10 protein-coding genes and 1 tRNA gene are annotated in these 6,525 nt (G+C 66.5%); 2 read left to right on the plus strand and 9 right to left on the minus strand.

Going from position 1 to position 6,525, the window contains the following annotated elements; genetic code table 11:
• Positions 1-294: 294 nt before the first annotated feature.
• The 8 genes from AOK17_RS14390 to AOK17_RS14420 all read right to left on the minus strand — a co-directional run bounded on the left by AOK17_RS14390 (position 295) and on the right by AOK17_RS14420 (position 4,450).
• Complete coding sequence (locus tag AOK17_RS14390) at positions 295-609, minus strand: HNH endonuclease (protein ID WP_055612835.1); 315 nt, start codon at positions 607-609, stop codon at positions 295-297.
• Positions 606-800: a hypothetical protein gene (locus AOK17_RS14395; protein WP_055612836.1), complete on the minus strand. Its 195-nt coding sequence runs from the start codon at positions 798-800 to the stop codon at positions 606-608. The genes AOK17_RS14390 and AOK17_RS14395 overlap by 4 nt, the downstream gene beginning before the upstream one ends.
• A gap of 139 nt (positions 801-939) precedes the next feature.
• Positions 940-1,581: a hypothetical protein gene (locus tag AOK17_RS14400; RefSeq protein ID WP_055612837.1), complete on the minus strand. Its 642-nt coding sequence runs from the start codon at positions 1,579-1,581 to the stop codon at positions 940-942.
• Positions 1,582-1,590: 9 nt separating this feature from the next.
• A complete protein-coding gene (locus tag AOK17_RS53565; RefSeq protein WP_281198609.1) occupies positions 1,591-1,725 on the minus strand; it encodes a hypothetical protein in 135 nt (44 codons plus the stop codon).
• Positions 1,722-1,967: a hypothetical protein gene (locus tag AOK17_RS14405; RefSeq protein ID WP_157881324.1), complete on the minus strand. Its 246-nt coding sequence runs from the start codon at positions 1,965-1,967 to the stop codon at positions 1,722-1,724. The genes AOK17_RS53565 and AOK17_RS14405 overlap by 4 nt, the downstream gene beginning before the upstream one ends.
• Positions 1,964-3,073 carry an AAA family ATPase gene (locus AOK17_RS14410; protein ID WP_157881325.1) on the minus strand — a complete coding sequence of 370 codons (1,110 nt, stop codon included), beginning with the start codon at positions 3,071-3,073 and terminating at the stop codon, positions 1,964-1,966. The genes AOK17_RS14405 and AOK17_RS14410 overlap by 4 nt, the downstream gene beginning before the upstream one ends.
• The gene (locus AOK17_RS14415) at positions 3,070-3,939 is read right to left on the minus strand and encodes a bifunctional DNA primase/polymerase (RefSeq protein WP_055612840.1); all 870 of its coding nucleotides are present in this window, start codon (positions 3,937-3,939) and stop codon (positions 3,070-3,072) included. The genes AOK17_RS14410 and AOK17_RS14415 overlap by 4 nt, the downstream gene beginning before the upstream one ends.
• 295 nt (positions 3,940-4,234) lie before the next feature.
• The gene (locus AOK17_RS14420; RefSeq protein ID WP_079053017.1) at positions 4,235-4,450 is read right to left on the minus strand and encodes an RING finger protein; all 216 of its coding nucleotides are present in this window, start codon (positions 4,448-4,450) and stop codon (positions 4,235-4,237) included.
• A 63-nt stretch (positions 4,451-4,513) separates the two neighbouring features.
• Between AOK17_RS14420 and AOK17_RS14425 the strand changes: the two genes are divergently transcribed.
• Both AOK17_RS14425 and AOK17_RS14430 read left to right on the plus strand, forming a co-directional pair.
• A complete protein-coding gene (locus AOK17_RS14425; protein WP_107102393.1) occupies positions 4,514-5,110 on the plus strand; it encodes a helix-turn-helix domain-containing protein in 597 nt (198 codons plus the stop codon).
• The gene (locus AOK17_RS14430; RefSeq protein WP_079053018.1) at positions 5,091-6,293 is read left to right on the plus strand and encodes a tyrosine-type recombinase/integrase; all 1,203 of its coding nucleotides are present in this window, start codon (positions 5,091-5,093) and stop codon (positions 6,291-6,293) included. Before AOK17_RS14425 ends, AOK17_RS14430 begins: the two co-directional genes overlap by 20 nt.
• Before the next feature lie 93 nt (positions 6,294-6,386).
• Here AOK17_RS14430 and AOK17_RS14435 read toward each other — a convergent pair.
• Positions 6,387-6,459, minus strand: a tRNA-Arg gene (locus tag AOK17_RS14435).
• Positions 6,460-6,525: the final 66 nt, after the last annotated feature.

Consider the following 6,525-nt stretch of genomic DNA (forward strand, 5'->3'; position numbering starts at 1 on the left):
GGTAGAACGTCGACTTCGACTGAGCCGACAGAGATTGCTGGCACCGCGCTGCCCTCCTCAGGCGTCGTGGCGCGGGCCCTTGAGGATGTGTTACGGCAATACGAGGTCTGACCTGCGGTTATGCGGTGAGACCGTGTGGGGGTCTGGGTGAGCCTGCAGCGACGGAAAGTGAGAAACCGCAGGTCAAAGCATGATCGCCAGATCCCCAGAGTCGTGCGGAGGGCGGCATGCTAAACGGGTCCGACCGTTCCATTGGAATGATCTTGGGGTCACCCCCCAGGGTGATCATGATCTTCACAGCAGACCCGGGTGCTTCTCGGGGTCGCGGGCTCGCGTCGGCCGCTGTACCAGCGCAGCGGCGGCTGCACCTTCGGCTCCGGTCTTGATGCCGTGGTGGTAGATGCACAGAGCCTGAAGGTTCTCGTCTCCGTCTCCTCCGCCCTGGGATGCAGGCTTCACGTGGTCGACGTGCCGTGCCGGCTCGCCGCACCGCTCGTCGGTGCCGTCCTGCTTCATCCACTGGCAGGCGTGGGCGTCGCGGCGCAGGATGCGCTCACGGATGCGGGCCCAGCCTTTGGGCAGTGGCTCGCTGCGTCGTCCCTGGCTCATGTCTGCTGCTCCTTCTGCTGTCGCATCTGCTGCTCGAACTGGGTGCGGTCGAGGCTGTGTTGGCTGGCCCATGCGTCTTGTGCCTGCCTCCACTTCTCTCGGGCCCGCAGCATGGGCAGCCAGATGCCGTCTTCGACCTCGGGCATCCACCGGGTCTCGTCGAAGGTGAGCAGGTGCTCGGGTATCTGCACGTCGTGCTCCTGTCTGTGTGTGCGGCAGGCGCCGAGCTCGCACGGTGCTGGCGCCTGCCGCTCTGGTGGCCACGCGCAGAGCCGAAAGGAGAAAGCTCTCTGCGCTGCCGCCTCTCGCTTTCCAGGCGAGGGGTCTGTGTCAGTACTTGGCTCGGAGCCAGCTCTCGGGGTCCTGGACGAGTGCCTGCTCCGAGCCGGGTACGTCGACTGCTGGGGTGAGGTAACGCACGTGGCGTTGTACCTGTCGGGCTCCCCGCGTGAGGGCTGCGGCGATGAGTACGCCCGCGTTGAGCGCGGCGATGCTGCGGCCGTCGACGTGTACGGCGTCGCCGCGTGCCATGCCCGCGTTGGTCCAGCCGAGCCCTGCGTGTTCGGTGGCGGTCTGGCTGCCTTCGGGTACGCCTGCGTTGCGCAGGGCTGCGGTGGCTTGGGCGATGAGCTTCTGCCGTCCGGCGCAGGCGCCGATGAGTACGGCCGCGGCGTCCTCGATGGCGGTCATGGCGGCGAGTGCGGTGTCGACGTCGCCGGCCTGGTCGAGGATCTGCGCCTTCAGCAACTGCAGGTGGTCGAGACGTTCGGCTTCTGCCTGTGCCTGTGCCTGCTGGCCGGCGTGCTCGACGGTGAGCCTGGCGTGTTCGACGGTGAGGACGGCCGCGCCCAGTTCTTCGGCGGTGACGGAGCCGGGGCCCTCGTCGACGAGGCGGGCTTTGATCTGGTCGACTGCTGCAGTCGCCGCGGTGAGCTGCTGCTCGGCGTCGGCAAGCGTGACGGTCTTGGACATGGCTGCCTCCTAGGCGGCGGGGGGAAGGTCGTCGGGTTCGGGGGTGTCGGTGTCGTCGGGCTCGGGGATCCCGAGGACTCGGCGGAGGAGGCGGCCGTTTTCGGCGCGTCGCGCGGCGAGCATGTCGCGGAGAGGGTCGGTCACCGGGGTTCTCCTTCGATGGCGTTGCGGTAGTTGACGTCCTGCATGCCGAGGGCGATCTGTTCGGCGAGTGCGACGCCTCCGGGTACGGCGTGGACGGCCTGGGCGAGTCCGTTGAGGGCAGCTGCGGTGACCGTGCGGAGCTCGTCGACGTCGAGGCCGTCGAGGACCAGGCGCACGGCTTCGGCATCGCCGCGGAGCGCATGGATCGTCAGACCGCACGCCATCAAACCGAGGTCAGTCACGACTCGTCGTCCTCCATTCCGGGGATGGCGTCGGCTGCGATGTAGAAGCCACGCTTGGGCTTGATCAAGCGGCCGGACTCTTCGAGGCGCTTGAGGTACTGGTAGGCGTCCTGACCGAACTTCGTGACCACGGCGGCGGCCTTGCAGCCGTCAGGGTGTTCACGGACGAACGCCAGGATGTTGACGGAGATGTCGCCGAGGCTTGCCGCGTCTTCTCGCTTTTGAGCAGTGGCCGCGGCGTCGGTCAGATTCACGCCGTCCAGCGTCCACAGACCGCCGTCCATGACGAGCGCGTACTCGGATTCGATGACGTCCCGTCCGGTCACCATGAGGACCGCCTCGGTCGCCTGCCGCTTCCGGGCGAGCACGACGATGGTGTCGGCCGCACCGGCGAGTCCGTGAGTGCCGGATACGGAGTCGACGAAGTCTTCCGAGGCGGCCTTGCGGTCGTGGTGCAGCGCGCTGATGGCGAGACCTGGGTTGTGGTCGGCCACCCGTTTCAGTGCGCCCGCCACCCTGTAGTCGCGCTGGTATGCAGACTCTCCGGGCATCGCCGGGGGCATGACCTTGCCGAGCGTGTCGATGATGATTAGAGACGTGTCCGGGTAGCGCCTCAAGAACGCTTCCAGCGTGTGAATGATGAACCCGGGGCGGATCTCGGTCATGTAGTGGAACAGCTCGGGGATCGGGTCTTCGCCGAGGAGTGTCCGGCACCGGTCCTGCATGCGCCTGTCTCCGTCTTCGAGCGCCAGATAGAGGACTCTGCGCTTCCCCGACATGGCGATCTTCCCGACGGCCTGCCTGCTACTGGAGACAGCGAGCAGGAAGTCGAGGGCGAGCCAGCTCTTACCCGCCTTCGGTGGGCCGATCAGCAGCGAGAACCCCTCGGGTAGAAGTCCCGGCACGGCATACCTGAGCTCGGGGAACTCCTGTCCGTCCAGCCAGGACCCGTCACGTACAGCGGCGAGAAGCTTCTGGTCGTACTCCTCCTGACTGTTGCTGTCAGAACCGTCAGAAGTGTCAGAAGGCCTAGGAGGCTCCCTCAGCCAATCTGACGGTTCTGACGGTTCTGACACAGCCACAGAGAGAGCTACGGCGTCGGTCACGCGGCCACCCCCCGTCCGGCAGAAGCCACAGTGCGCATTGCCTCGCCCGCGCCCAATCCGACCTGGATAGCCGCTCCGACGAGCTCGGCTTCCACCTCGCTGGCCGCGACATGTCCGTCTCGCACGTGCTCCCACGCCTTCGCGGCAGCCCAGAAGAGGCGGTCATTGCGGTTGCCCTCGGAGGAGGTGAGCACGACGTTGACGAGTCCCTGCAGTGCTCGGGTTGAACTGTCGACGGACATAGCCGCCGGCCGCCTCTGTGGCTGCTGTCGAGGCGCGGGCGGCAGCATGAGCCGGAGCAACTGGTCCGGGATCGGCTGCGGCTCGATGTATCCCGTCTTCGGGTGGAGGACGTACTCGCCTTTGCGGCCGATGCTGCCGGGGCCGACGAGGTATCCGCGGCTGCTGCGAACGTCGATACCGGGTCCGACCTTGCCGACCGAGTTGGGGACGATCGTCCCGCCGGGTACGGCGAGCCATAGGTGGAAGCCACCTGAGGGCGTGCAGACGGTCGTCGTCTGGGGGATCTCGAAGCCGTGCCGTTCGGCGAGCCGGTTGAGTGTGGCGACCCCGTCGACCTTCTCCTTGCGGTCGAGGTCGAGGCCGACGAGTCGGGCGCCGCACCGGATGCCGTAGCCGACCGCTTTGGGGGCCTGGTCGAACAGCCAGCGGACGGTGTCCGGGTCGCTGGATGCGTCGCCTACGCCGTGCCCGGGTGCGCCGCACTGGTGCATGCCCTGACAGGTGTGTCCCTTGTCATGCGGGGATCGGATGATCGGCGTTTTGTTGATGCTGAGGGGGAAGACCTCGTATCCCCACTCGATGGAGTGCAGGGCAGCCTGCAGCGCGTTGTCGTGGTTGCTCATACGGTCACCACCTGGGGTCGCAGCTGGACGACGTAGACGGCTCCGCACGGCCCGGTCTTGAGTACGGACCTGACGAGGGGGAGCGGTGCGCGGTGAAGGTGCGGGTGTCCGCAGCGCGGGCAGCTCTCGACGCGCACCTGCCGGTGCCACTTCTGGGAGCGGGATCGGTAGGTGTCGAGTCGGCCCTGTACCCGCGGCGGGTCGCCCTGTGCCAAGATGGCAGCGGACTTACCGCCCGCTGCGGAGTCTTCGTGAAACGCCCCGGATTCGGCCCGGGGCGTTTCTGCGTTCTCGCTCATGCTGCTCGCTGACCTCCGGTCTGCACGGTCCGCTCGTCGAGCCACTTCTCGATGGCGCTGCGCCGGTAGAAGACCCGTCCGGCGCGCCCATCGGACGTCTTGACGTACTCGGGGCCGTCGCCTCGCCAGCGTCGCTCGGCCAGTGATCCAACGGTTCCGAAGATCGGGTACTCGGTGATGACCTGCTTCGGTGGCAGAAAGTCGTCATCCACTGCGGTGCTCCTTTCACTGAACATACGTTGCTTACGTGCACCACATGGTCCTATGCTGCACCCATGGAGCTGATGGTAGCCGATACCGGCGGCAATACAAGGCGATCTCTGTTGCTTAATCTGTTGCCCATGACGGAGCAGCAGCGCGGGCGACGAGCGATCGAGGCAGGACCGACTGGAAAGGCGGTGGCCGACAACATCGCGAGGCTGCGCAAGGTTCGAGGGCTCACGACCCGGCAGCTTTCCGCGTTGCTGGAGAAGAACGGCCGGCCCGTTCCCGCGTCGGGCATCACGCGGATGGAGAAGGCCGAACGGCAGGTAACCGTCGACGAGTTGATGGCACTGTCCGCGGCGTTCGGAGTCTCTCCGACCGCACTGCTGCTGCCCCTAACTGATCGCGCCGACGAGCAGGTCGAAGTCACGGGCGGGGGCACCGTGGACGCCCTCAGGGCCTGGGAGTGGGGCATCGGCCGGCTGCCCCTGAAGACCAACCCCGAGAAGGAGCAGACGCAGCTGCTAGAACACCGCCTGTACGGCATGCCGCAGTGGCTGCTCGATCACGTCCGGTACACCGTGCGGGCCAGGGCCTCAAAGGGACGGCTCACAGAGGAAGGTCGGCGTCTGCTTCTGGGGGGTGACGATGCCCCGAGTGTGGATTGAGGACCGCGCCACCCACGAGGACTACCAGGAGTCGATGGAGAAGTGGCAGGCAGCGAAGAAGCAGGGCAGTAAGCGGCAGCCGCCCGGGCGGTGGCGGGTGAGGTGGTACGGCCCGGACGGCAAGGGCAAGGCCAAGACATGCCGGACGGTCCCGCAGGCCGAAGCGGAGCAGCAGGCCCTGCTGCAGAAGCTCGACAAGGGTTCATACCGGGACCCGCAGTCGGCGAAAGCCGCGGTGCGCCTGGTGGCCGACGAGTGGCACAAGTCGCTACGGAAGCAGGGGCGTCGCACGAAGGACGACTACCGGGAGCTCCTCGACCTGTACGTGATCCCCAAGTGGGGCGACTGGCAGGTCGGAGCGATCCAGTGGGCAGACGTGTCTGAGTGGGTCAACGATCTGTGCAGCACTCCCGGCAAGGCCGGCCGGATGCTCAGCCCGTCCCGCATCGCGAAGATCTACTACGTGCTGAGCGGCGTCATGAAACACGCGGTCCGCACGCACCGGATCTCGATGAGCCCGCTGCACGATCACGATCTGCCGCGCAGTGACGATGACGACGATCACGTCTACTTGACGCATGAGCAGCTGGAGACCCTCGCCGAGCGTGCGGGGCGCTACCAGACGTTCGTGAGGACCCTCGGGTACACCGGCATTCGGTGGGGTGAGGCCATCGCCATCAAAGTCGGCCGGACGATGCTCGACGACCGCCGCATACGGATCATCCAGGCGTACTCCGACATTGACGGTCACCTTGAACTCGGGCCGGTCAAGAATCACGAGAAGCGATCGGTGCCGCTCCCGCGGTCGTTCGCCGAGGAATTGCGGCCGCTCGTCGTCGGACGAACGCGGGACGCGCTGGTGTTCACAGCGCCCGAGGGCGGGCCGATGAGGTATCCGAATTTCCGGCGCCGCGACTTCGACAAAGCGGTGAAGGAGGCCGGCCTCGACGGCATGAAGGTGACGCCGCACAAGCTCCGGCACACGGCCGCCTCGCTCGCCATCGCCGCGGGGGCCGACGTCAAGGTCGTACAGACCATGCTCGGCCATAAGTCGGCGGCCATGACGTTGGACGTGTACGGGCATCTCTGGCCAGACCGTCTCGATGAGGTGGCGGACGCTCTCGATGTGGGGCGGGCCACCGCTCTTGCCAAGCTGAAAGCGTCGCTCGTGATCGTCGACTAGCCAAAACCACATGTACAAAATGTGTACTGGCCCCGGAGTTGATCTCCGGGGCCAGTCTCATGATCTAGCCCGTGACCTGCACGAACCATCCTGTGCCCCCGGCAGGATTCGAACCTGCGACACCCGCTTTAGGAGAGCGGTGCTCTATCCCCTGAGCTACGAAGGCGAAGGCGTGGTGCCGGTTCCTGGGCTCAGGTGGGGGTGGGGGTGTCGTGCGTGTCCCCAGCCCCTG

This window comes from Streptomyces phaeochromogenes (genome assembly GCF_001418655.1).
GTDB classification, from domain to species: Bacteria; Actinomycetota; Actinomycetes; order Streptomycetales; family Streptomycetaceae; genus Streptomyces; species Streptomyces phaeochromogenes.

Coding starts and splice junctions, on each gene's coding strand:
- AOK17_RS14390 (WP_055612835.1), bottom strand. CDS start 609: ATGAGCCAGGGACGACGCAGCGAGCCACTGCCCAAAGGCTGGGCCCGC.
- AOK17_RS14400 (WP_055612837.1), bottom strand. CDS start 1,581: ATGTCCAAGACCGTCACGCTTGCCGACGCCGAGCAGCAGCTCACCGCG.
- AOK17_RS14415 (WP_055612840.1), bottom strand. CDS start 3,939: ATGAGCAACCACGACAACGCGCTGCAGGCTGCCCTGCACTCCATCGAG.
- AOK17_RS14425 (WP_107102393.1), top strand. CDS start 4,514: ATGGAGCTGATGGTAGCCGATACCGGCGGCAATACAAGGCGATCTCTG.
- AOK17_RS14430 (WP_079053018.1), top strand. CDS start 5,091: ATGCCCCGAGTGTGGATTGAGGACCGCGCCACCCACGAGGACTACCAG.